18 protein-coding genes and 7 pseudogenes are annotated in these 22,341 nt (G+C 76.3%); 14 read left to right on the top strand and 11 right to left on the bottom strand.

Annotated features, from left to right (window positions below):
* Nucleotides 1-33: 33 nt before the first annotated feature.
* Entirely contained in the window at nt 34-1,074 is a 1,041-nt protein-coding gene (locus tag F1641_RS14580) for a 5'-3' exonuclease (RefSeq protein WP_194906733.1), read from the bottom strand.
* Between the two features lie 102 nt (nt 1,075-1,176).
* On the opposite strand from F1641_RS14580, the gene F1641_RS14575 reads away from it, so the two are divergent.
* The 4 genes and pseudogenes from F1641_RS14575 (at nt 1,177) to F1641_RS14565 (ending at nt 5,346) form a co-directional block, all read left to right on the top strand.
* Complete coding sequence (locus F1641_RS14575; protein ID WP_194906732.1) at nt 1,177-2,859, top strand: amidohydrolase family protein; 1,683 nt, start codon at nt 1,177-1,179, stop codon at nt 2,857-2,859.
* Entirely contained in the window at nt 2,856-3,386 is a 531-nt protein-coding gene (locus tag F1641_RS23945) for a hypothetical protein (RefSeq protein WP_375541491.1), read from the top strand. The genes F1641_RS14575 and F1641_RS23945 overlap by 4 nt, the downstream gene beginning before the upstream one ends.
* Nucleotides 3,278-4,528 (top strand): apolipoprotein N-acyltransferase, encoded by a 1,251-nt coding sequence (lnt, locus tag F1641_RS14570; RefSeq protein WP_375541497.1) that lies wholly within the window; start codon nt 3,278-3,280, stop codon nt 4,526-4,528. Before F1641_RS23945 ends, lnt begins: the two co-directional genes overlap by 109 nt.
* Nucleotides 4,529-4,570: 42 nt before the next feature.
* A pseudogene (locus F1641_RS14565) lies at nt 4,571-5,346 on the top strand (polyprenol monophosphomannose synthase).
* A gap of 98 nt (nt 5,347-5,444) precedes the next feature.
* Here the strand turns inward: F1641_RS14565 and F1641_RS14560 are convergent.
* Nucleotides 5,445-5,795 carry an RNA polymerase-binding protein RbpA gene (locus F1641_RS14560; RefSeq protein ID WP_194906730.1) on the bottom strand — a complete coding sequence of 117 codons (351 nt, stop codon included), beginning with the start codon at nt 5,793-5,795 and terminating at the stop codon, nt 5,445-5,447.
* Between the two features lie 381 nt (nt 5,796-6,176).
* Here F1641_RS14560 and mmuM point away from each other — a divergent pair.
* Together mmuM and F1641_RS23940 are read left to right on the top strand one after the other, a co-directional pair.
* A pseudogene (mmuM, locus tag F1641_RS21840) lies at nt 6,177-6,926 on the top strand (homocysteine S-methyltransferase); the annotation flags it as partial.
* Nucleotides 6,871-7,209, top strand: a complete 339-nt coding sequence (locus tag F1641_RS23940) for a homocysteine S-methyltransferase family protein (protein ID WP_375541496.1) — start codon at nt 6,871-6,873, stop codon at nt 7,207-7,209. The pseudogene mmuM and the gene F1641_RS23940, both read left to right, overlap by 56 nt.
* Here F1641_RS23940 and F1641_RS21835 read toward each other — a convergent pair.
* The 3 genes and pseudogenes from F1641_RS21835 to F1641_RS21830 form a co-directional block, all read right to left on the bottom strand.
* Nucleotides 7,199-8,352 (bottom strand): annotated as a pseudogene (locus tag F1641_RS21835) (MFS transporter). The gene F1641_RS23940 and the pseudogene F1641_RS21835 overlap by 11 nt on opposite strands.
* A 47-nt stretch (nt 8,353-8,399) precedes the next feature.
* A complete protein-coding gene (locus F1641_RS20075; protein ID WP_206691212.1) occupies nt 8,400-8,609 on the bottom strand; it encodes a hypothetical protein in 210 nt (69 codons plus the stop codon).
* Entirely contained in the window at nt 8,606-9,508 is a 903-nt protein-coding gene (locus F1641_RS21830) for a glycerophosphodiester phosphodiesterase family protein (RefSeq protein WP_194906727.1), read from the bottom strand. The genes F1641_RS20075 and F1641_RS21830 overlap by 4 nt, the downstream gene beginning before the upstream one ends.
* Before the next feature lie 156 nt (nt 9,509-9,664).
* Between F1641_RS21830 and F1641_RS21825 the strand changes: the two genes are divergently transcribed.
* From F1641_RS21825 to F1641_RS14525, 5 genes and pseudogenes are all read left to right on the top strand, one after another.
* Nucleotides 9,665-10,267, top strand: a complete 603-nt coding sequence (locus tag F1641_RS21825) for a hypothetical protein (RefSeq protein WP_194906725.1) — start codon at nt 9,665-9,667, stop codon at nt 10,265-10,267.
* Nucleotides 10,264-11,289: an agmatinase gene (speB, locus tag F1641_RS14535; protein ID WP_309225617.1), complete on the top strand. Its 1,026-nt coding sequence runs from the start codon at nt 10,264-10,266 to the stop codon at nt 11,287-11,289. Before F1641_RS21825 ends, speB begins: the two co-directional genes overlap by 4 nt.
* Nucleotides 11,286-11,738 (top strand): annotated as a pseudogene (locus tag F1641_RS21820) (flavin monoamine oxidase family protein); the annotation flags it as partial. The gene speB and the pseudogene F1641_RS21820, both read left to right, overlap by 4 nt.
* Nucleotides 11,739-12,003: 265 nt before the next feature.
* Complete coding sequence (locus F1641_RS21815) at nt 12,004-13,020, top strand: FAD-dependent oxidoreductase (RefSeq protein ID WP_309225616.1); 1,017 nt, start codon at nt 12,004-12,006, stop codon at nt 13,018-13,020.
* A gap of 32 nt (nt 13,021-13,052) precedes the next feature.
* Nucleotides 13,053-14,141 carry an MFS transporter gene (locus F1641_RS14525; RefSeq protein WP_194906724.1) on the top strand — a complete coding sequence of 363 codons (1,089 nt, stop codon included), beginning with the start codon at nt 13,053-13,055 and terminating at the stop codon, nt 14,139-14,141.
* Between the two features lie 222 nt (nt 14,142-14,363).
* Here F1641_RS14525 and F1641_RS21810 read toward each other — a convergent pair whose 3' ends face one another.
* From F1641_RS21810 to F1641_RS14515, 3 genes and pseudogenes are all read right to left on the bottom strand, one after another.
* Nucleotides 14,364-14,936, bottom strand: a complete 573-nt coding sequence (locus tag F1641_RS21810; protein ID WP_255514721.1) for a hypothetical protein — start codon at nt 14,934-14,936, stop codon at nt 14,364-14,366.
* Between the two features lie 282 nt (nt 14,937-15,218).
* Nucleotides 15,219-15,377, bottom strand: a pseudogene (locus F1641_RS23935) (DeoR family transcriptional regulator); the annotation flags it as partial.
* Nucleotides 15,378-16,268: 891 nt separating this feature from the next.
* On the bottom strand, nt 16,269-16,595 hold the full coding sequence (locus tag F1641_RS14515) for a DUF6204 family protein (RefSeq protein WP_309225632.1): 327 nt from the start codon (nt 16,593-16,595) through the stop codon (nt 16,269-16,271).
* Nucleotides 16,596-17,200: 605 nt separating this feature from the next.
* Between F1641_RS14515 and F1641_RS14510 the strand changes: the two genes are divergently transcribed.
* Together F1641_RS14510 and F1641_RS14505 are read left to right on the top strand one after the other, a co-directional pair.
* Nucleotides 17,201-18,466: a hypothetical protein gene (locus F1641_RS14510; protein ID WP_194906717.1), complete on the top strand. Its 1,266-nt coding sequence runs from the start codon at nt 17,201-17,203 to the stop codon at nt 18,464-18,466.
* Between the two features lie 34 nt (nt 18,467-18,500).
* Nucleotides 18,501-19,714 (top strand): annotated as a pseudogene (locus tag F1641_RS14505) (glycosyltransferase).
* A gap of 80 nt (nt 19,715-19,794) precedes the next feature.
* On the opposite strand, the gene F1641_RS14500 reads toward F1641_RS14505, so the two are convergent.
* Genes F1641_RS14500 through F1641_RS14490 form a run of 3 tightly spaced genes read right to left on the bottom strand, consistent with a single transcriptional unit; the run spans nt 19,795 to nt 21,612 of the window.
* Nucleotides 19,795-20,832 carry a polysaccharide pyruvyl transferase family protein gene (locus F1641_RS14500; protein WP_206691209.1) on the bottom strand — a complete coding sequence of 346 codons (1,038 nt, stop codon included), beginning with the start codon at nt 20,830-20,832 and terminating at the stop codon, nt 19,795-19,797.
* Nucleotides 20,829-21,215, bottom strand: coding sequence for a hypothetical protein (locus tag F1641_RS14495; RefSeq protein WP_194906715.1), 387 nt, complete (start codon nt 21,213-21,215; stop codon nt 20,829-20,831). The genes F1641_RS14500 and F1641_RS14495 overlap by 4 nt, the downstream gene beginning before the upstream one ends.
* 34 nt (nt 21,216-21,249) lie before the next feature.
* Nucleotides 21,250-21,612 carry a hypothetical protein gene (locus F1641_RS14490; protein ID WP_194906712.1) on the bottom strand — a complete coding sequence of 121 codons (363 nt, stop codon included), beginning with the start codon at nt 21,610-21,612 and terminating at the stop codon, nt 21,250-21,252.
* Nucleotides 21,613-21,692: 80 nt separating this feature from the next.
* Here F1641_RS14490 and F1641_RS23930 point away from each other — a divergent pair.
* Nucleotides 21,693-22,341: pseudogene (locus F1641_RS23930) on the top strand (histidine phosphatase family protein).

Genomic DNA, 22,341 nt, shown 5'->3' with positions numbered 1-22,341 from the left:
GAACCCTCCACCCTCAGGTGAGGGTGGAGGGTCTCAGGGCCTGCTGAGCGATGCGAGGAGCCGCTCGGCGGGGGAGCGGGCGCCCCAGCGCTCCGCCACGGCGGCCAGGGCGGCCTCGTCGACGCGACCGGGCGCGGGCTCGCCGACGGAGGTCGCGTCGACCCCCTCGCGGTCGTCACCGAACGGCTCGACGACCTCGCCGTGGCGCAGCACCCGCACCACCCGCGGGGCCACGTCGAGGTAGTCGGCGGCCTCCGCCAGGCGGCGGCGCTGCGCCGGGGTCACCGACGCGTCGGCCCCACCACTGCCGGTCGCGGCCTCGAGGATCCCGAGCAGGTCCCCGTGGCGGCGCAGCAGCGTCGCGGCGGTCTTCTCGCCGATGCCGGCGACACCGGGCAGCCCGTCGCTGGGGTCGCCGCGCAGGACGGCGAGGTCGGCGTAGGCGTCACCGGGGGACGCCCCGGGGCCGGCCGGCAGGTCGTAGCGCTCGGCGAGGGCGGCGCCGTCGACCACCTCCGCCTTGGCCACGCCCTTCCCGATCCAGACGACCCGCGTGCCCGCGCCGCCGTGCGCGGCGTCGTCGACGAGCTGCAGCAGGTCGCGGTCACCGCTGACGACGTCGACCCCCGTGGTCGTGGGCGTGCTCCCCGGGCGGGTGGCGAGCACCCCGGCGACGTCGTCGGCCTCGCAGGCGGGTGCGCCGACGCGGGGGACGCCGAGGGCGGCGAGCAGCTCGACGATCGCGTCGACCTGGGCCGGCAGGTGCTCGGGCACCTCCTCACCCCCTCCTGCGTCCGGGTCGCCGACGCGGTGGGCCTTGTAGGAGGGGATGCGCGCCACCCGCCAGGCCGGGCGCCAGTCGTCGTCCCAGCACGCCACGACCTGTGCGGGCTCGAAGCGCTCGACGAGGGTCGTGACCATGTCGAGGAAGCCGCGCACCGCACCCGAGGGCGACCCGTCGGGGGCGGTCACCGAGGAGGGGATGGCGTAGAAGGCCCGGAAGTACAGGGTCGCCGCGTCGAGCAGGAGCGCCCTGCCGGTGCGGGCGTCCGGTGCGCTGGAGGAGGTGCTCACGGTCGCATCGTCGCACCCCCGTCACCGCAGACTGATAACAGAACCAGCCTGCTCCGGTGGAGCGCCCGGAGGGCTCACAGCCGACGACGGCAGAATGAGGCGGTGAACCGCGTGCTCTACCGGGACGGCAGCGTGTACTCACCCGCCGACCCCTTCGCCACGGCCGTCCTCGTCGAGGGCTCCTCGGTGGCCTGGGTCGGGTCGGAGGAGGGCGCTGACGCCCAGGTCGCCCGCAGCCGCGGCGCGGCCGGCGAGGCCCTGGAGGTGGTGGGGCTCGAGGGGGCGCTGGTGACCCCCGCGTTCGTCGACGCGCACGTCCACACCACCGAGACCGGCCTCGCCCTGGACGGCGTCGACCTGTCCGGCGCCACGAGCCTCGCCGACGCCCTCGACCGCGTGGCCGCTGCCGCCGCCGCGCGCCCCGGGCAGCTGCTGCTGGGGTCGGGCTGGGACGAGACCCGCTGGCCCGAGCAGCGGCCCCCGAGCGCCGCCGAGCTCGACCGCGCCGCGGGCGGCGCCGAGGTGTACCTGGCCCGCACCGACATCCACTCCGCGGTGGTGTCGTCCGCGCTGGCGGAGCGCGCCGGGCTGGCAGCAGCGGCGACGACACCGGGGTGGGACGGGCGCGTGGAGCGCGACGACCACCACGCCGCGCGCGACGCCGCCCACGTCCACCTGCGCTCCGACCCCGCCCGCCGCCGCGAGCTGCAGACCCTGGCCCTGCGGGCCGCCGCGGCCGCCGGCATCGGCAGCGTCCACGAGTGCGCCGCCCCCCACGTCGGCTCCCCGGAGGACCTGAGCGACCTCGTCGCCCTCAGCCGGGGGCTCGACGAGGGCGGAGCGCTGCCGGAGGTGCTGGCCCTGTGGGGCGAGCTCGTCGCCTCCGAGGAGGAGGCCCGCGCGCTCGTGGACCGCCTCGACCTCCCTTCCGGGGTGCTGCTGGGCCTGGGGGGTGATCTCTGCGTCGACGGCGCGCTCGGCTCGCGCACCGCGCTGCTGCGCGAGCCGTACAGCGACGCCCCCGCGGGGTCGCCGGCTCCGAGCGGCCACGGGTACCTCGACGCCGCGGCCCTGCGCGACCACGTCGTCGCCTGCACCCGGGCGGGCCTGCAGGCCGGGGTCCACGCCATCGGTGACGCCGGCGTCGCCCTCGCGCTGGAGGGGTTCGCCCTGGCGGCCGAGGTGCTGGGCGCCCCTGCCGTCGCCGGGGCCCGCCACCGCCTCGAGCACGTCACCGGCGTCGACGCCGCCGGGATCGCGACGATGGCGCGCCTGGGCCTGGTCGCCAGCGTGCAGCCGGCCTTCGACGCCGCGTGGGGCGGCCCCGACGGCGTCTACGCCACCCGCCTGGGGCGCGAGCGCGCCCTGGCGCTGCACCCCTTCGCCCCCCTGGCGGCCGCCGGGGTCCCCCTCGCCCTGGGGTCCGACAGCCCCGTCACCCCCTTCGCCCCCTGGGAGGCGGTCCGCGCCGCGGCGTTCCCGCACGTGCGCGAGCACGCCGTCTCCGCGCGGGCCGCCTTCACCGCCTCCACCCGCGGCGGCTGGCGCGCCGCCCGCCGCGACGGCGAGGGCGCCCTGGTCCCCGGCGCACCGGCCACCCTCGCGGTGTGGGCCCCGTCCGACCTCGTGGTCCAGGCCCCCGACGACAGGTTCCAGGCCTGGAGCACCGATGCCCGCTCCGGCACCCCCGGCCTGCCCGACCTCACCCCCGGCACCCCCGCCCCCCGCTGCCTGCGGACCCTGGTGCGCGGGGCCACCGCCCACGACGCGGGGGTCCTGTCGTGAGCGCTGTCATGACGCCCGCGCTCCGGTGGCCGTGGGCGGCGCTGGTGGCCGTCGGCGGCGGGCTCCTGCTCTACCTGGCCTTCCCGGGGCACGACCTGTGGTTCCTCGCGCCGCTGGGCATCGGCGCGCTCGTCGTCGCCACCTCCGGACGCCGCGCGCGGCCGGCCGCGGGGCTGGGCCTGCTGCACGGGCTGGCGTTCTTCGCCCCGCTGCTGTCGTGGTCGGGGATCTACCTCGGCCCGATCGCGTGGGTGCCGCTGTCGCTGGCCTGCGCGCTGTCGGTGGCGCTGGCCGGCGTCCTGCTGGCCTGGACCGGACGCCTGCAGCTCGGGGGCCGGGTCGGGGTCGGGTGGGGGGCTGGTGGGCCGCGGTGCTGCGGGCGGTCGCCGCGGCCGGCGCCTGGACGGCCGTCGAGGCGGTGCTGGCGCGCTGGCCCTTCGGCGGCTTCGGCTGGGGCCGGGTGGCCTTCAGCCAGGCCGACGCCCCCACCCTGGGCCTGGCCGCCCTCGGCGGGGCGCCGCTGGTGAGCTTCGCCGTCGCGCTGGTGGGCGCGCTGCTCGCCCAGGTGCTCCTCGAGCGAGGGGGACGGCGGCGCCGGTCCACCAGGGGTCTGTCCCTGGTGGCCGCGGCCGCCGCGGTGCTGCTGGCGGGCTCCCTCGTGCCCCGCCCCACCGGCGCCGAGAGCGGCGACCTCGCCGTCGCCGCCGTGCAGGGGAACGTGCCGCGGGCGGGCCTGGAGTTCAACGCCCAGCGCCGCGCCGTCCTCGACAACCACGTCAGGGCCACCCTCGGCCTGGCCGACGAGGTCGCCGCCGGCCGGGCGCCCGCGCCGCAGCTGGTGGTGTGGCCGGAGAACTCCTCCGACATCGACCCGCTGCGCAACCGCGACGCCTACACCGAGGTCCAGGCCGCCGCCGACGCCGTCGACGCGCCGCTCGTGCTCGGGGCGGTGCTGGTGGGAGACACCCCCGGCACGGTCCGCAACAGCTCGCTGGTGTGGGAGCCCGACAGCGCCCCCAGCGGCGGCGGGGTGGTCGACTCCTACGACAAGCGCCACCCGGTGCCGTTCGCGGAGTACATCCCGTACAAGGACTTCTTCCGCCTCATCACCGACAAGGTCGACCTCGTGGTGGCGCAGTTCGTGCCCGGTGACCGGGTGGGCCGCCTCGACGTCGCCGGCGCCCGCCTGGGCGTGATGATCTGCTTCGAGGTGGTCGAGGACGGGCTGGTCGACGACACGGTCGACGACGGCGCCGACCTGCTCGTGGTGCAGACCAACAACGCGACGTTCGGGTACTCCGACGAGAACGTCCAGCAGCTGGCGATGTCGCGGCTGCGGGCCGTGGAGCACGGCCGCGCCGTCGTCCACGTCTCCACCGTGGGGACCTCCGCGCTGGTGATGCCCGACGGCGCCCTGGTCGACCCGACCGCCCTGTTCACCCCCGCGGTCATCTCCGGGCAGGTGCCGCTGCGGACGTCGCTGACCGTCGCCGACCGGGTGCGCCAGGCCGGCGTCCCGGTCGAGGGGCTGCTGGTGGCCCTGGGCCTGCTCGGCGCCGCCGGCGGCCTGGTCACCGCGCGCCGGAGCCGCCTGGGCGGACCAGGCGGCACCCGACCCGGCCCGGAGGCGACGCCCGAGCCCGCGCGCAGCAAGGAGCCCGTGGGATGAGCTCGCCCGGCAGCCCCGCCACCCCCCGCCAGCAGGGTCCTCGTGATCACCCCCACCTACGACGAGCGGGAGTCGCTCCCGGTCACCCTCGCGCGGCTGCGCGCCGCGGTGCCCGACGCCGACGTGCTCGTCGTCGACGACGGCAGCCCCGACGGCACCGGCGAGGTCGCCGACGCCATCGCCGCCGCCGACCCCTCGGTGCACGTCATGCACCGCCCGGGCAAGGGCGGCCTCGGCGCGGCCTACACCGCGGGGTTCGGGTGGGGCCTGCAGCGCGGCTACGACGTACTGGTCGAGATGGACGCCGACGGCTCCCACGCCCCCGAGCAGCTCCCCGCCCTGCTGGCCGCCGTCGAGGCGGGAGCCGACCTGGCCCTGGGGTCGCGCTGGGTGCCCGGCGGGCGCGTCGTCGACTGGCCGCTGGGCCGCCAGGTGCTCTCCCGCGGCGGCAACACCTGGGCCCGCTGGGCCCTCGGCGTCCCCCTGCGCGACGCCACCGGCGGCTACCGCGCCTACCGCGCCCGCGCGCTCGCCGCCGCCGACCTGCCCTCGGTGCGCTCGGAGGGTACTGCTACCAGCTCGAGCTGGCCACCCGCGTGGTCCGCGCCGGCCTGGTGGCCGTCGAGGTCCCGATCACCTTCACCGAGCGCGCCGCCGGCACCAGCAAGATGAGCCGGGCCATCGTCGTCGAGGCCCTGGCCCGCACCACGCTGTGGGGCGCCCAGCGCCGCTGGGCCCAGGCCCGCGCCCGCTACGACGTCTGGAGCGCCTCCCGGAAGGAGGCCCGGGAAGAGCAGCGGGCCGGCCGCTCCCGGTGAGGGAGCGGTCCGGCCCGTTCCCGGGGGACCCGCGGGGGCGAGGTCCTCACCCGGGTCCGCCGAGCCTCACGGCGTCAGGCGGGGGGGTGCGGGCAGCGTCAGGCGCTGCGCCGCTGGTGCAGGGTCCCGTTGCGGAGCTTGGTCAGGCGCTCCTCCAGCAGGACCTCCAGGTCGGCCACGGAGCGGCGCTCCAGCAGCATGTCCCAGTGGGTGCGGGCCGGCTTCACGGCCTTGACCTCGGGCTCGGCGCCGTCGCGCAGGCGGGCCTCGGCGTTGCAGCGGCACTCCCAGACGGCGGGCACGTCGGCCTCGACCGAGAACGGCAGCTGGGTCACGTGCCCCTGGGGGCAGTCGTAGACCGCGAGCTGGCGAGGGGCGAGCTCGACGCCGTCCTCGTTCTCCATGCTCGAACCGCCCAGTCGGGTACCGCGCAGGCTGCGGTCACTCATGCTGTCCTCCAGTCGATGGTCATGCTGATGGCCTCCCAGCCGGTGGCACCGCGCGATGACGAGCAGGGGCGGGCGCTCGCGGGCTGGGAGCAGGCCGTGCGGCGGACAGGTCCGTCACCGGACCTCCCGCGCCGACCACTACGAAAGTCACAACGGCCCAGTACCCGTTGTGTTCCTCATCTGTCGCGTCCGATCCGACTCTGGGTGTGACGTCGGTGACACAGGTGCACCCACCTCCACCGCCCCCTCCCCGAGCCAGGACCACCACCCCGCGTTCGGCGCCGCGCGCCGTGCGGACTGGACGCCACACTGGACGTCGAGCAGGACGTCGGCTCCGCACCCGCGGGCCTGGAGCCGTGCAGACCGGAGGAGCCGGAACGGATGAGCGGGACCACCTCACCGGCCCAGTCCCTCGAGCAGTCCCTCGAGCAGTCCCTCGAGCAGTCCCTCGAGCAGGCGCTCGCGGCCGGCCCGGTGGTGCTGGACGGGGGGCTGTCGACCGAGCTGGAGGCGCGGGGGCACGACGTCACCTCGGCGCTGTGGTCGGCGCGGCTGCTCGTGGACGACCCGGGCGCCGTCGTCGACGCCCACGCCGCCTTCGCCGCGGCGGGCGCGCAGGTGGCCACCACCGCCAGCTACCAGGCGACGCTGCCCGGGCTGGAGGCGGCGGGGATCTCGCGCGCCGCGGCGGAGCGGCTCGTCGCCTCCTCGGTCGCCCTGGCGCGCGAGGGGCAGTACGAGGGGCAGTACGAGGGGCAGCTCCAGGGGCGGGGCCGTGGGGGGACGGCGGGGTGGGTGGCCGGGTCCGTCGGGCCGTACGGCGCGCACCTGGCCGACGGCTCGAAGTACACCGGCGCCTACCTCGACGGCGTGAGCACCGCCGCGCTGCGGGCCTTCCACCGCCCCCACCTGCAGCTGCTCGCGCAGGCCGGTGCCGACGTGCTGGCCTGCGAGACGCTCCCGGGCGCCGCGGAGGTCGAGGCGCTGCTGGCCGAGCTCGACGTCCTGGGGGCCCCGGCCTGGGTCAGCCTGAGCGCGGTCGTCGACGACGACGGCGTCGTCCGCACCCGCCGCGGTGAGCCCCTGGGGCCGGTGCTGGCCGCTGCGGCCTCGGTGCCGTGCGTCGTGGCGGTGGGGGTCAACTGCACCGACCCCGCCGTCGTCCTGCCCTGCCTGCGCGCTCTCGAGGGCGTGCGGGGGGGCTGTTCCCGTGGTCTACCCGAACAGCGGGGAGGGGTGGGACGCCGCCGCCCGCGCGTGGCGACCCGGGAGCCCCGAGCTCGGCGCCGGCGCGGACCCCCGGGGCTGGGTGGCCGCGGGGGCGCGGTTGGTGGGCGGGTGCTGCCGGGTGGGGCCCGAGCAGGTCCGCGCCGTCGCCCGTGCGGTCGGAGTGCTCGGCGCGGTCAGGAGCTGAGCTCGGGGGCCTGCTCGGCCTCCCGGCGCCCGCGGGCCACGTCGACCCGCCACAGCAGGACGCCCCCGACCACGAAGAACACCACCAGCGAGGCGATGGCGGGGCGGTAGGAGCCGGTGAGCTGGAACACCAGGCCGAACACGAGGGTGCCCAGCCAGCTGGTCCCGCGCTCGGCCGACTGGTACAGCCCGAACCACTCCGCCTCCCGCCCCCGGGGCACGAGCTGGCTGAACATCGACCGCGACAGGGCCTGCGTGCCGCCGAGCACCAGCCCGATGCCCGCGGCCAGCGCCAGGAACAGCCCGAACGCCCCCGCCGGGATCACCATGCCGGCGACGACGACGCCCACCCAGACCACCAGGCTGCCGAGCACCGTGGCCTTGGCGCTGGTCCGCTGGGCGACCCACCCCGCGCCCAGCGCCCCGAGCAGGGCCACCACCTGCACCAGCAGGATGGCGGTGACCAGCTGACCGGCGGCGAAGCCGAGCTGCTGCTGGCCGTAGATGCTGGCGGCGGCGATGACGGTCTGCACGCCGTCGTTGAAGAACAGGTACGCCACCAGGAACATCAGGGTCTGGGGGAAGGCCGGCGCCGAGCGCAGGGTGCGCACCAGCTGTCCCATCGAGCCCGCGACCAGCCGCCCGGTGCTCACGGCGGCCCCACCCCCAGCAGCGACGACGGCGGGTGTCCCGTCCAGGCGGCGCAGCCCCAGGTGCGGCACGAGCGTGAACAGGCCCACCACAGCCCCGCCGAGAGCAGGCTGACCCGCACCGCCTCGCCCTGGTCCAGGCCGAGGGCCGGCGCCGCGCTCAGCAGCACCAGGTTGGCCGCCAGCAGGACCGCCCCGCCCGCGTAGCCCAGCGCCCACCCGCGGCTGGAGACCCTGTCGCGCTCGGCGGGCCCGGCCAGGCGCACCAGCAGCGCGTCGTAGACCACCAGCGACGCCCCCAGGCACAGGCTCGCCACCAGCTGCAGCAGCGCGCCCAGCACCCACCGGTCACCGGTGACCAGCACCATCGCCGACGCGGCCGCCGCTCCCACCCACGCGAACCCGGTCATCAGCCGCCGGGGCGAGCGCGACCTGTCAGCCACCGCCCCCACCGCCGGCAGCACCAGCGCCGACAGCAGCGTCGCGAACGTCACCACGTACAGCGCCAGCGACCCCGGGGCCACCGGCAGCCCCAGCACGCTCAGGGGACCCGGCACACGCCGTCCACCTCCCCGGCCCCGCCCGGGCACGCCGCCGCCTCGGCGACCGCCGTCAGGTAGGGGGAGAACAGCACGGTCGCGGTGGTCGTCACGTAGGCCGAGTTGGCCCAGTCGTAGACGTACCAGGCCCGCCGGGCCCGGCCCAGCGCAGCGCCGTCGAGGGGTCCGTCCTCGCTCACGGTCTCGCTCACGGTCGGACCTCCTGGTCAGCGGGCGGGTCAGCGGGCGGGTCAGCGGGCAGCTCCACGGGTGGCCAGGCCCCGCGCTCGCGGAGCACGGCGGCGAGGGCGGGGGCGTCGTCGGTGACGATCCCGTCGACCCCGAGGTCGAGCAGGTGCCGCATGCGGGCCGGGTCGTCGACGGTCCACACGTGCACCACCAGGCCCGCGGAGTGCGCCGCGCGCACCAGGCGCGGGCTCACCAGCGCCAGCCCGTGGGCGCGCTCGGGCACCTGGAGGGCGTCGAGACCCACCGACCCGGCCACCACCCGTCGCAGCAGCCGGCCCCGCAGGCCCAGGCGCGCGGCCACCAGGAAGCGCAGCACGCCGCCGGTGCCGGCCGAGCTGGTGACGCGCACGCCGCGCCGCGCGAGGGCGCGGACGACGGCGCGGCGGCGGGCGTCGGAGAAGGAGGCCACGCACACCCGGGCGGCGTCGGCGGGCCTGGAGGCCAGCAGCTCGACGACGGGACCGACGGCGGCGTCCTCCTTGACGTCGACGTTGAGGCGCACCGCAGGCGCGACCCCGCCGGAGGCGTCCAGCAGGTCGGCCAGCCGCAAGGGGTGGTGCCCGGTGGGCGTCGCACCGGCGTCGAGCAGGTGCAGGCGCGCCACCTGCTCCCAGGTCAGGGACGACAGCGGACCGGTCCCGTCGGTGGTGCGGTCCAGCGTCGGGTCGTGCAGGGCGACCACCTGGCCGTCGGCGCTGACGTGCACGTCGGTCTCCAGCACCCGGTACCCCAGCGCCACCGCCTCGGCGAAGGCCGCCGGTGAGTTCTCCGGGTGGGCGGCGCTGCCGCGGTGGGCCAGGCCGACCGGGCAGACCAGGCCGAGGAAGCCGCGCTGCTCACCGGTGGGCTGGCGCTGGGGCACGGGCGCAGTCTGGCCCACGCGCACCCGCCGGTGCGCCAGGCGCACCCCGCGCGTCGCTCCCGCGCCACGGGCATCACCGCTGGTGTGATGTGGGGCGTGGATAACACCCTGCGTGATCGGACAGGCGATCGAACAGGTCGTCGACCGGCCGGCCCGGTGGTCGTCCTCGTCGGCAGGGTCAGCGGGACCCACCGCCCCTGGAAGCGGCCCCACCTGCAGCGGGCCCTGGAGGCCGTCGTCGCCGAGGTCGAGGACCTCGCCCCGTCCGTCCAGCCGCTCACCCCCGCTCCGGGTGAGGAGGTGTGCGGCACCTACGCGCACGTCGGGACCGCCGCGCTCGCGGCGCTCCTGGTGCGCCTGGCCCTCCTGGACGCCGGCGGCGACCTGCACACCGGCCTCGCCGTGGACGACTGGAGGGGTGCCCGCCGCGCCGTCCGGACCACCGAGGCCCACGCCGCCTCGCCCCGGTCGCGCAGCGCCCGCACCTGGCTCGACGGGGACGACGGTCATGACGGGGACGACGGGTGGGTGGCCGCGGTGAACGCCCACCTGCTCCTGCGCGACGAGCTGGTCGGCGGGATGAGCCCCCGCGCGCGCCGCCTGCTCGCCCACCACCTGCGGGGCCGCTCCCAGGCCGAGGCCGCCCAGCACGAGGGCATCACCCAGCCCGCCGTCAGCCAGGCCCTGGCCCGGTCGGGCGCCCGCGCCGTCGTCCGGGCCACCGAGCTGCTGCACCCGGCTCCTACGATGCTGCGGTGACAGAGCCGACCGAGGCGACCCACGCCGTCGACCAGCCCGTGGGCCAGCCCGTCGACGAGCCCGTGGGCCCCGTGGACTCCTCCCGCGTCCCCCGCTTCGCCGGCCCCGCCACCTTCGCGCGCCTGCCCCGCGCCGACGAGGTGGGCCGCGCCGACGTCGCCGTCATCGGCGTCCCCTTCGACGCGGGGGTGTCCTACCGACCGGGGGCCCGCTTCGGACCGGCCGCCGTCCGCGACGCCTCCCGGCTGCTGCGCCCCCACCACCCCGGCCTCGACGTCGACCCCTTCGCCCTCCAGCAGGTCGTCGACGCCGGCGACGTCGTCGCCAACCCCTTCTCCATCGACGAGGCCATCACCCAGGTCGAGGCCGGCGCCGACGAGCTGGCCGGAGCCGGGGCCCGCCTGGTCACCATCGGCGGCGACCACACCATCGCCCTGCCCCTGCTGCGCTCCGTCGTGCGCCGCCACGGCCCCGTCGCCCTGGTCCACTTCGACGCCCACCTCGACACCTGGGACACCTACTTCGGCGCCCCCTACACCCACGGCACCCCCTTCCGCCGCGCCGTCGAGGAGGGCCTGCTCGACCCGGGCGCCCTCACCCACGTCGGCACCCGCGGCCCCCTGTACGGCCGCTCCGACCTCGCCGCCGACGCCGGCCTCGGCTTCGGCCTGGTCACCAGCGCCGACGTCATGCGCCGCGGCGTCGACGAGGTGGTGGAGGGCCTGCGCTCGCGGATCGGTGACCGCCCGCTGTACGTCAGCGTCGACATCGACGTCCTCGACCCCGCCCACGCCCCCGGCACCGGCACCCCCGAGGCCGGCGGCATGACCAGCCGCGAGCTGCTCGAGGTGCTGCGCGGGCTGGCCGGCCTGCAGCTGGTCGGCGCCGACGTCGTCGAGGTCGCCCCCGCCTACGACCACGCCCAGATCACCGCCGTGGCCGCCAGCCACGTCGCCTACGACCTCGTCTCGCTCATGGCCCTCGACCCCACCACCTCGACGACTGCTGGAGGGAACCGATGACGTCCGCCACCGGAGAGGGCGTCCTCGAGGGCGACCGCACCACCGGGGTGACCATGCTCACCCCCGACTTCCCCTTCGAGCACGAGCGCTGGCTCGCCCACCCCGCAGGGCTCGGGCGGCTGCCCGCCGGCGCCGTGGGTCCCGGCGGCGCCAGCGTCGCCGTCGTCGGCGCCGGCATCTCCGGCCTGGTCACCGCCTACGAGCTCGCCCGCCTGGGAGCCCGGCCCGTCGTCCACGAGGCCGACCAGATCGGCGGCCGCCTGCGCTCGGTGCCCTTCCCCGGAGGGGTCGACGGCGTCCTCGCCGAGCTGGGCGGCATGCGCTTCCCCCCGTCGGGGCGCTCCTTCTTCCACTACGCCGACCTCGTCGGCGCCCGCACCGTCCCCTTCCCCAACCCCCTCACCCCCCACGCCGGCTCCACCGTCATCGACCTCGGCGGACGCACCCACTACGCCGAGACCCCCGCCGACCTGCCCCCCTTCTTCTCCGAGGTCGCCGAGGCCTGGACCGCCGCGCTCGCGGAGATCGGCGTCCCCGAGCTGCGCGAGGCCATCGCCGCCCGAGACCTGCCCCGCATCAAGGCGATCTGGAACCCCCTGGTCCGCGCCCGCGACGAGCAGAGCTTCTACGGCTTCATCGCCGCCTCCGGCGCCTTCGCCGCCCTGCCCTACGCCCACCGCGAGGCCTTCGGCCAGGTGGGGTTCGGCACCGGGGGTGGGACACCGACTTCCCCCACTCCATCCTGGAGATCCTGCGCGTCATCTCCACCAACGCCGACGAGGACCACCGCCGCGTCCTCGCGGCGTCCAGCAGGTGCCCGTGGGGCTGTGGACCCGCCCCCTGCCCGACGGCCCCTTCGCCGGGCAGAGCCTGCGCGACCTGCACTCAGGAGCCCCCCGCCCCGGGGTCGCCGCCCTCGCCCGCGCCGGAGCGGGCACCTCCGGGAGCTCGGGCGTCGTCGTCACCGACCGCTGGGGACGCTCCGCCACCCACGACGCCGTCGTCGTCACCTGCCAGAGCTGGCTGCTCTCGGCCCGCATCGACACCGAGGAGCAGCTCTTCGACCACCCCACGTGGATGGCGATGGACCGCTCCCACTACGCCCAGTCGTCCAAGACCTTCGTCATGGTCGACAGGCCCTTCTGGCGCGACAGGGACCCGGTGACCGGACGACGGGTCCTGTCCACCACCCTCAACCGACCGCATGACCCGCGCCACCTACCTGCTCGACGGAGAAGGCGGCGGCGACGACGAGCCCGCCACCATCTGCCTGTCCTACACCTGGAACGACGACGCCCTGAAGTGGCTGGCCTGTCCACCGACGAGCGCGTCCGCCTCATGGTCCGCTCCCTGGGGGAGGTCTACCCCGGCGTCGACATCGCCAGCCACATCGTCGGCGAGCCCGTCACCGTCTCCTGGGAGTCCGACCCCAACTTCATGGGCGCCTTCCGCGGAGCCCTCCCCGGCCACTACCGCTACCAGCGCCGCCTCTACAGCCACTTCGTCCGCGACGACCTCCCTCCAGCGGAGCAGGGCCTCTTCCTCGCCGGCGACGACATCTCCTTCACCCCCGGCTGGGCCGACGGCGCCGTCACCACCGCCCTCAACGCCGTCTGGGGCGTCGTGCGCCACCTCGGGGGCAGCACCCACCCCGACAACCCCGGACCCGGCGACGCCTTCGCCGACCTCGCCCCCTCGACCTGGACGCCACCGAGCCCGGCACCTCCCTGACCCGCCCGTGACCCACGCATGAACCGCTGACCGTGGGGCTGCTCACCCCCTACCGAGGAGCCCTCGCCACCCCCGGCGCCCCCGCCTTCGCGGCCGCCGGGCTCCTGGCGCGCCTGCCCCTGTCCATGAACGGCCTCGCCCTGGTCCTCCTCGCCCAGGGACTCACCCGCGACTGGGCCGCCGCCGGAGCCGTCGCCGCCACCTACGCCCTCGCCCAGGCCCTGGTCTCACCCCTGCTCTCCCGCCTCGTCGACCGCCACGGCCAGGCCCGCGTCGCCCTCCCCGCGCTCGCGGTCCACGCCGCCGCCCTCCTCGCCGTCCTCCTCATCGCCGCCACCGGCGCCCACCTGCTCCTGCTCGGGCTCGCCGCCGCGCTCGCGGGCGCCGCCTTCGTCAGCTGGGGCTCGCTGGTCAGGGCGCGGTGGGCGCACGCGCTGCGCGGACCGGACGGCGCCCGCCACCTGCACCCGGCGTTCTCCCTGGAGTCGGTGCTCGACGAGGTCGTCTTCACCGTCGGCCCCCCGGTGGCCACGCTGCTCGCCGTCGCCGTGTCGCCCTCGGTGGCCCTCGGGGCGGCGCTGGCCTCCACGGTCGCCGGGGGAGTGGCGCTGCTGGCGCAGCGCCGGACCGAGCCGCCGCCGCACCGGGCCGACCCGGCGGCGGAGGCGGCTGAGGGGGCTGAGGTGTCGGGCGGCGGGGCGCCCGCCGGGCTGCGGGCCCGGGTGGGCCGCGCGGTCGGCGCCCTGCGCGTGCCGGGACTTCGTGCGCTGGCGCTCACCTTCGTCGCGACGGGCGCGGTGTTCGGCTCCGTCGAGGTCATCGCGGTGGCCTTCACCGCCGAGCGGGGCGTGCCCGGAGCCGCCGGGGTGGTGCTGGCCCTGTACTCGGTGGGCAGCCTGGTGGCCGGCGTCGCCTTCGGGGCGGTGACCTGGCGGGGGAGCCTGCCGCGCCGGTTCCGCCTGGGTGCGGTGGGGATGGCGGTGCTGATCGCACCGGTGGCCCTGGCGGGCAAGCGTGCCGGTGCTGGCGGCGACGCTGTTCCTGTCGGGCCTGGCGATCTCCCCGACGCTGATCTCCGGCAAACGCCCTGGTCGCCGAGCTCGTCGCCCCGCGACAGCTGACCGAGGGGCTGGCGTGGGTGGGGACGGCGCTCGGGGTGGGGGTCTCCCTCGGGGCGGCGGCCTCCGGCCCGCTCATCGAGGGGCCGGGACCACGCACCGCGCTGCTGCTGCCGGTGGTGTGTGCCGCCGCGGCGGCGCTGGTGGTGCTGGCCTGCTCGCGCGTGCTGGGAGTACCGCCCCGCCGCTCGTCTGATAACGGCACCGGGCGGGGGAGAGGGCACCTCAGCCGGTGACGAGCTCCGGCGCCGTGGGGGCCCCGGCGCGCAGGGCACCCAGCCGCGCGGCGACGTCGTCCTGACCCTCACCCGTTCCGGAGACGGCGACGACGCGGTCGAGGTCTCCGAGACCGACGGCGCGCACGCGCCCGGGACGCCCAGCGCACCGGGGCCGACGACGGCGACGACGCGGTCGGCGGCTCGGGCCGCGGCGGCGTGGAGCTGAGCGGTCGACGACGTCGGCGCCCACGCCCCCGCGGACGTCGAGCCCGGACGGGGTCAGCACGGCGAGGTCGACGTGGAGGTCGTCCAGGGCGGCCAGCGCGGCGGGGCCGACGAGCTCGTCGCTGCCGGGGTCGGCCTCGCCCCCCAGCACCACGAGCCGGATGCCGGGTGCACCCGCCAGCTCAGAGGCCGGGGCGATGGACGTGACGACCGCGGTGACCGCGGCGAGGTCGGCGGAGGAGGTCGCAGGGGAGGGGGAGGGGCTCGCGGCCACCGCGGCCCGGAGGCGCCGGGCGACGGTGGTGCACCCCGGGCCTCCGGTGAGCAGGACGACGGCACCTCCGCCGGCGCTCAACAGAGGACCGAGCACCGAGAGGGCGGCATCTGCAGCCCCCTCCCAGGGGTCAGGCTCCTCATGGTCCCGCGACAGCGTGATAACGGCACCGGGCGGGGGAGAGGGCTCATCGTGCTGCCCCGACGGCTCGGCAGCATCAGCCGGGGGCGACGGGGGAGGGGTCTGGGCGGCGGGCGCGGTCGGCGACGGAGCTCGGCGGCGATCGCCCGCAGGTCGCGCACTGGCCAGCCCGGCCGTGGACCCTGACGGCTCGTCGCCGGGAGATGGGAGGCGCACCGCCCCGCCGCGCACGCGCTGCAGGCGCCCAGCCGCGGTGAGGGAGTCGAGGTCGCGGCGGATCGTCATCTCCGAGACGCCGTACCGCTCGGCCAGGTCGGACAGCGCGACGCGACCGTCGGCCTCGACCCAGCTGACGATGTCGTCTTCTCGGGCAGAACTCACACGCTCATGCAACCAGAGGTCACGCTGGATGTCACACGCACCGATGGGGGTGCTGTGCACATCGACGCAACCTCCAAACTCACGTGGTGTGAGTGTGTGATATATGGAGGTCTCGATCTCACGCGTGAGGAGGGGTGGCGACAGGCGAAGAGGTTCAGTGGGTGAGGGGTGGTGAGGTGCGACCACCAGCCTCAAGCTCACATCAGGGCCGAGCTCGCGGGTCACCACCGTCCCGACCCACACCCCCGCCTGATAACGGCAGCGTTGCGGGAAGTGATCGCGCAGGGGAGTCGATCGAGGAGCCGGCCGCCGAGACGGAGGCGAGGCTGCCCGAGCAGGGCGCGGAGACCGGAGGTGCCGGTGCTGCACCGACCCGACAGCCCGACGGCTCGAGGAGGGGCGCACCGACCGGGTCCCCCGGTGCCGGCGCACCGGGGCCGCACCCGACCGCACCGCTGGGTGGGTGACCCATCTCGGCGAGTCGGCTCACGCGCCCTGGGCCACCCGGCCGCCGTCTCCGTCGACTCGACCGCGCAGTGAGCACCTGACCACCGGAGAATGCGGTCGACAGAACTGGCTCAGGAGCTGGCTCCGGGCCGGCCTTGATGCGGCGTCGCTGGGCCCAGGGGGAGTCGCACCCTGTCTGCCGCCCAGGCCCGCGACGAGGCGGTGCGAGCCTGCGACCCGAGCACCGATGGCACCGATGCCACTGACGGGCAGGACGGTCGACGCGGGCAGGCCGCCACCTGGCCTGGCCTGATGACCTTCTCCCCTGGGTCCGTCCCAGTGCGCCGATAATCGACGTTATGTCATTACGCACCGGGAAGGAGGGGGTCGGAAGGGGCTGGACCCCCTCCGAGGGCGCTCCCCCGAAGCAGGGGTCAACGGGGGTCAGCGGCGCTTCAGGTCCTCGAGGCACGTGAGGGAGGTCGCCAGCTCACCGCGGACCGGTACCTCGAGCTCCTCCAGCAGCGCCAGTGCGCGCACTTCGGCCTCCAGTGCTGCTTCGGAGTCAGCGTCCACCGCAGAGGGCGCCTCCACGGTCAGCAGGTGGCGGACGGTGAAGCGCGTGAGCGTCGGTCCGTACGTCAGGCAGCCCTCAGGGGTGAACGCCGAGGCGAAGACGTCGTGCGCCGACTGCTCCCGCAGCAGGCGTTCGCGCACGGGCCCGGTGGGTCGGTCGAGCTGACCGATGCTCTCGGCGCGATAGGTGCGGATGCTCTCGGCGCGACCCTAGGGGTGCCTCGCCCTGCGAGGCACCCGTTCTTCCGTGCCCCGATCTCTCGTACCCGTCGCCGTTCCCACCCGGGCCCGGCGCCTCATCACCAGCTCACGGCGCCCCCGTGATGCCCCGCAGCGCCTCGCACACCTCGCACACCTCGTGGCTCCCTGCCTCGCTCCACCTGGCCCCGGGGCCGCGGCTCGCGCCGGCCCACCTAGTTCTCGGGTGGGCCTCGGGTGCATCCCCTGCGGCTCGTGGCCCTCGTGCTCCGCCAGTATCCCGCTCGACACCTACCTAACTGATAACGGAACCCGGCCCCCCACCTACCCTGACGCGGTCCGGACCCTCAGTACGTCGAGGTCAGACCCGGCCAGAACGACACTCGTGCGCCCCGCGGGTCTCTGGGGCCGACCGGAGATGACGGTGTGATCCTGGTTCTGTTATCAGATTCGGTACGATGGGTGGCGTGGCGGAGCGCAGCGAGACGACATCACCCGACCGGGCGACCCCTCGGGACCCCGCGCGGGGCCTTGTGTGCCCGGGCGGCTCGAGCGACCCGGGCCCAGGCGGTTCGATCGCATCGCCGGCCCTGGAACGCTTCGTGGAGGGCTACCTGGCCACGCTGGGCGCCACCAGCCCCTCCACCCAGCGCCAGCGCACCTGGGCCCTGCGCGAGCTGCTCGCGCACTCATCAGGCCTGTCCTCCCCCGCCGCGATGCTCACCCCTGACCACGTGCGCTCCTGGCTCGACGTCGCCGCCACCGCCGACCCGCCCGCCTCGCTGCCGGGCCTGCGGGCGCGCGCCTCGGCCGCCCGGGCCCTCGCCCAGCACGGCGAGCGCTCCGCCGGGCTGGGCGCTGGGACCACCGAGGCGCTGGGGCCGGTGCTGCGGATGCCGGCTCCCCCGCTGGCTCCCGGGCCCGACCCCGACCCCGTGCGCCGCCTGCTCGTGGCCGCCCACCCCGACCGGCGCCCCCTGGCGGTGCACCCGGCGGTGTGGACGCGCTTCTGCGCCCACGTCCACCTGCTGGCCCTCACCGGCGAGCGAGAGGACGTCATGGCCCAGCTGGCCCTGGCTGATGTCACGGGTGGCTCTGCTCCCCCGCCTGATTCTGTTATCACTCGGCTCCGTGACCTCTCGCCCGTGGCTCGAGATGAGGTAGCCGGAGAGGGAGCCGCCCCTGACCCTCATTCCTCACGCGGTGCTGAACTCACAACACATCTCACAGGCGCGGTTAGCAGAACATCTCACAGCAGGCCTGCCGGTGGATCTCACATCGACGGTGACTCGGTCACCCCGCCGCTGTTCAGCGACGAGCCCGTCAGTCCTGGGCGTTCTGGGGGTCCCGGTAGTCCTGGGAGGTCTGACAGCTCTTCCCCCGGCAGCCCGGTGGGTCAGCCGGTGGGTCAGCCGGTGGGTCAGCCGGTGGGTCAGCCGGTGGTGCTCGTGGACCAGGCCGTCCGCTGGGAGCAGGTGCAGGACGCCGCCCGCGAGCAGCAGGCCGACCACTCCCTGCCGGCGGCCGCCGTCGCCGGCACCCACCTGCGGGTCACCGGCGGGCTGGACCCGCGCTCGTGGGCGCTGCCCGAGCCGGCCCGGACCGCCCTGAACGGCTGGCTGCGCGACCGGGCCGTGCTGGCGGCGCTGCTGCAGGGGACCGATCCCGGCGCGCTGTGGCTGCGGGTGAGGCCCTCCACCGACCTGCGCACCGGGGCCCTGCGCCCGGCGGGGCTGCCGGTCTCCGACCGCGGGCTGCGCCTGGCCTTCACCACCACCCTGACCGTCCTGTCGCTGGAGGACCCGGGCCTGGGCGACCTGTCCACGGCGAACCTGCGCGCCTACGCTCGGGGGCGTGGTCCCGCCTGAGACGCCGGTCGGCACGACGACGGAGGCGTCGTCGCTGACGCCGGTGCTCTCCCCCGTCCTGGACGTCGTCGTCCCGGTCTACAACGAGGAGCGCGACCTGCCCGGGTGCGTGCGCGCCCTGCACGCCCACCTGAGCACCCACCTGCCGTACTCCTTCACCATCACGGTGGTCGACAACGCCTCCACCGACACCACCCTGGCCACCGCCCGCGCCCTGGCCACCGAGCTGGACGCCCCGAGGCCGGGGTGGTGGTGGTCCACCTGGACCGCAAGGGCCGCGGCGGGGCGCTGCGCAGCGCGTGGTCGGCCTCGCGCGCCCAGGTGGTCGCCTACATGGACGTGGACCTGTCCACGGACCTGGCGGCGCTGCTGCCGCTGGTGGCCCCGCTGGTCTCTGGGCACTCCGACCTCGCGATCGGCACGCGGCTGCACCGCGCCTCGAGGGTGGTGCGCGGGCCGCGCCGCGAGGTGATCTCCCGCTGCTACAACGTGCTGCTGCGCACCTCGCTGCACGTGGGCTTCTCCGACGCCCAGTGCGGGTTCAAGGCCGTGCGCAAGGACGTCGCCGACGCGCTGCTGCCGCTGGTGGTCGACGACGCGTGGTTCTTCGACACCGAGCTGCTGGTGCTGGCCGAGCGCGCGGGCCTGCGCATCCACGAGGTGCCGGTGGACTGGGTGGACGACCCCGACTCCCGCGTCGACGTCCTGGCCACCGCCGCCGCGGACCTGCGGGGGCTGGCGCGCCTGGGCGGGTCACTGGCCCGCGGTGAGCTCCCCCTGGCCGACGTGGCGGCCGCGCTGCGCACCCGCCCCTCCCCCACCACCCCGGCGGGCCTGCTCAGCCAGGTGCTGCGCTTCGGCGTCGTGGGCGTGGCCTCCACCGTGGCCTACGCGCTGCTGTACCTGGTGCTGCGCGAGCCGCTGGGCGGGCAGGCCGCCAACCTCACGGCGCTGCTGGTGACGGCGGTGGCCAACACCGCGGCCAACCGGGCGTTCACCTTCGGGGTGCGCGGCGCCCGCCGCCTGGGGCGCCACCAGGCCCAGGGGCTGGTGGTCTTCGGGATCTGCTGGGCGCTGACCTCCGGGGCCCTGGCGGCGCTGCACGCCGCGGCGCCCGGGGTCTCCCACGGGGTGGAGGTCGCCGTCCTGACGGCGGCGAACCTCGTGGGAACGGTGCTGCGGTTCCTGCTGCTGCGCACCTGGGTGTTCCGGCGCCAGCGCGTGCCCAGCGCCGACTGGTCCGGCTGAGGCCCCTTCCCCGCGGGTGCGGGGTCCGCCCTTCCCCCGCCTGGTTCTGTTATCAGTCGGGCGAGGGGCCGGGCGAGGAGTCAGGCGGCGTGCCCGCCGACCACGGCCGTGACCAGCGCGTCGAGCTGGTCGGCTCCGGCGTGCGGCGCCTGCGCCGCAGCACGGGCAGCGGCCGTCCGCCCCTTCGGTCCCAGGCACCAGGCGAGCCCGCGGTCCAGCGCCTCGCGCAGCGCAGCACCAGCCCCGCCGGTGACAGCCCCGCCAGTGACAGCCCCGTCGAGGAGGTCACCGGCGGGCACCACCGGCCACCCCCAGGCCTCGCCCTGGGCGCTGACCTTGCCCCCGCCGGCCACCGGGTCCAGCGCCAGCGCGGGCACCCCGGCCGCCAGGGCCAGCACCAGCCCGTGCAGGCGCGAGGTCACCACCACCTCGCAGCGCCCCATCGCGACCAGCACCTCGGCGGCGGTGTGCGGGTCTCGCCAGCCCCGGGGGTCCAGCCGGGTGTCGACCGCCAGGCGCGCACCGACCCGCTCGGCGGTCGAGGAGGTGGAGAGCGAGGCGAGCCACTCCCCCAGGTGCTCGCCGACCGCGTCGTGGCGGCGGCGGGCTCCGTACTCGGCCTGCCCCGGCGCCAGGCACACCCCGAGCACCGGCCCGCCCCGCGGCTCGTCCCCCGGCGCAGACGGTGACCGGTCCCAGCCCGAGGTCAGCACCGCGGCGGGGCCTGCGGCCAGGTCGCGCACCGGTGCGGCGCCAGGGGCGTCGCGCGGGAGCACGAGGTCCCAGGCGGCCAGGGCGGGGTCGGCGTCGTCGACCACCGAGACCCCCACCGCGATGCGGCGGCACCCCGTGAAGCGCTGCGCCACCTCCTGCACGGACCGGCCGTGCAGCGGTCCGCACGCCCACACCAGGTGCGTGTAGCCACCCGGGTCGGCGCTGCCCAGCTCCAGGCCCCCCGCTCCGGGGGCGGCGGCCATCACCGGGCTCCAGGCGAGGTCGACGGCGACCCCGGCCGCCCGCAGCGCGCCCTCGACGGCGCGCATGCTCAGGACGTCACCCGCGGTGGCCTCGCCGTGGACGACGCTGGACCACCCGACCAGCAGGACCCGCTGCGTCACCGGGTCGCGGGACGCGTGCGCCGCAGCCACGCCAGCCCGAGCAGCGGCAGCACCAGCGGCACCCAGCCGTAGTCGCGGCCGTAGTGGCCCCACACGGTGCCGTCGGGGAAGTCGGCGGCGTCGAGCACGGTGAGGGTGCCCACTGCGAGGACGCCGACGAGCTCCACGCCCACCGCGGCCAGCGCCACCCGCCAGGAGGCGGGGGTGGAGCGGGCCAGCGCGACGGTCGCCACCACGTACACCAGGCCCGCGAACAGGCTCAGCAGGTAGGCCAGCGGGGCCTCGTCGAAGTGGGCGAGCACCTGGTAGGCGCCGCGCACCGTCGCCGACAGGCCCAGGACGGCGTACACCGCCACCAGCACCCGCCCCGGGCCGTGGCGCATCTGTGCGCCCGTCGCCCCGCTCGTCCGCACACGGTCAGCCACCGGTCCTCCAGACCTGCTCGAGGCGCACCACGAGGATCGCGGTGGTCGCCGCCGCCACCAGGAGCACGCCCGTGCCCCAGCGCGACTTCTCACCGACGGCCCAGAACGCCCCCAGCGGGATGATGAGAACGCTGGTGAGCAGGTAGCCGCTGAACACGACGCCGTCGACGTCGCGCTCGGTCATCGCCAGCGCCACGAACCCGATGACGGCCTGCACCAGCAGCCCCAGCTCCAGGACGGCGGCGCCGATGAGCAGGGGGTCGTCGATGCGGCGGCCGCGGGCGGTGGCCAGGCCTGCGAGCACGGTCACCACCAGGGCCAGCACCCCGGTGGCCCAGGCGAGCACCGGGGTCACGCACGTCCTCCTGACTCGGCAGCAGATGTCAGCGCAGTGCGCCGAGCGCATCGTAGGCGGGCCTGGCAGGGTCCCCTCTCGTGAGCCCCACGAGCACCCCCGCCTCCTCGCACCCCGGCAGGCTCCTGCTGCTGCGCCACGGCACCACCGAGTGGTCGGCCACGGGCCGGCACACCGGCAGCACCGACGTGCCGCTGACGCGGGCCGGGGAGGAGCAGGCCCGGGCCGCGGGCCCCCTGCTGCGCCACCTGCTGGGCGGCGCGCCCCGGTGGCGGTGCTCTCCAGCCCCCGGCAGCGGGCGCTGCGCACCGCCGAGCTCGCCGGGCTGGAGGTCAGCGCCGTCGACGACGACCTCGCCGAGTGGGACTACGGCGCCTACGAGGGGCTGACCACGCCGCAGATCCGCGAGCAGCGCGGTGACGACTGGCGGGTCTTCCGCGACGGGGTGGCCCCCGGGGGCCCGGGGCAGCCGCCCGGGGAGCAGCTGGCCGACGTCGCCGCCCGCGCGGGCCGCGCGCTGGAGCGGGTCGGGCCCGACCTGGAGCGCGGCGACGTCGTCCTGGTCGCCCACGGCCACCTGCTGCGGGTCCTGGCCGCGGTCTGGCTGGAGGCCGATCCCGCTGCCGGTGCGCAGCTGCTGCTCGACACCGCCGCGGCGTGCGTGCTGGACGTCGAGCACGACGTGCCCGGGTGAGGCGCTGGAACCTCACCCCGGACCTGCTCACCTGA

The organism is Quadrisphaera sp. INWT6, from assembly GCF_015390235.1.
Lineage (GTDB): Bacteria > Actinomycetota > Actinomycetes > Actinomycetales > Quadrisphaeraceae > Quadrisphaera.
The sequence above is the reverse complement of the archived record's forward strand: the minus strand, read 5'-3'. Positions and strand labels throughout refer to the sequence as shown.

Coding starts and splice junctions, on each gene's coding strand:
- F1641_RS14495 (WP_194906715.1), bottom strand. CDS start 21,215: ATGCGCCACGGCCCGGGGCGGGTGCTGGTGGCGGTGTACGCCGTCCTG.
- F1641_RS14560 (WP_194906730.1), bottom strand. CDS start 5,795: ATGAGTGACCGCAGCCTGCGCGGTACCCGACTGGGCGGTTCGAGCATG.